General features: G+C 66.7%; 1 protein-coding gene. It reads right to left on the bottom strand.

The genetic code is table 11. The features are described 5' to 3' along the window. Positions 1-433: 433 nt before the first annotated feature. Positions 434-652 (bottom strand): hypothetical protein (locus QZH66_RS17875; protein WP_305807153.1); only part of this gene is annotated, 219 nt, incomplete at its 5' end.

Here is a 652-nt window from a genome sequence, read left to right as displayed (position 1 = left end):
GCCAGTGCACGGGCTGGGACTTCCAGGGCGCTGGCGTGCAAGAGCATTACCCCAGGTTCTATGGCTACGTGCCCGCCGCCAAGCCTTGACGGGCAGCGCCAGGATATGCATCAAATCAGCCTCAAACGCTTTCCGGGCAAGCGCTGACAGCTATCAAATTAATGGCAGCCCCGTGCAACGCGCGGGCCCGCGCTACCCGAGCACTTCNGCGGCGACCCCGACCAGCCACCGCGCCACCTGGGCCAGTGCACGGGCTGGGACTTCCAGGGCGCTGGCGTGCAAGAGCATTACCCCAGGTTCTATGGCTACGTGCCCGCCGCCAAGCCTTGACGGGCAGCGCCAGGATATGCATCAAATCAGCCTCAAACGCTTTCCGGGCAAGCGCTGACAGCTATCAAATTAATGGCAGCCCCGTGCAACGCGCGGGCCCGCGCTACCCGAGCACTTCCCTGAGCGCCGCGTCGTACAGGCCGGTGAGCTTGTCCATCACCTCGAGCAGGCGCTCGCTGGTGGTGGCCACGGCCTCCAGCCCGCGCGCGTCGGGCTTGCGCTGCAGGGCCGCGTCGAAAAACACCCACTGCGACTCGCCCAGCGCCAGCTCGTTGCGGATGCCGGCCGTGGAAATGGGCGCCGCCGCGAGGATGACCAGCGC

The sequence above is a fragment of the Stenotrophomonas sp. YIM B06876 genome (genome assembly GCF_030711595.1).
Lineage (GTDB): Bacteria > Pseudomonadota > Gammaproteobacteria > Xanthomonadales > Xanthomonadaceae > Stenotrophomonas.
Note: the sequence above shows the minus strand (reverse complement) of the source record. Positions and strands in the feature narration are given on the sequence as shown.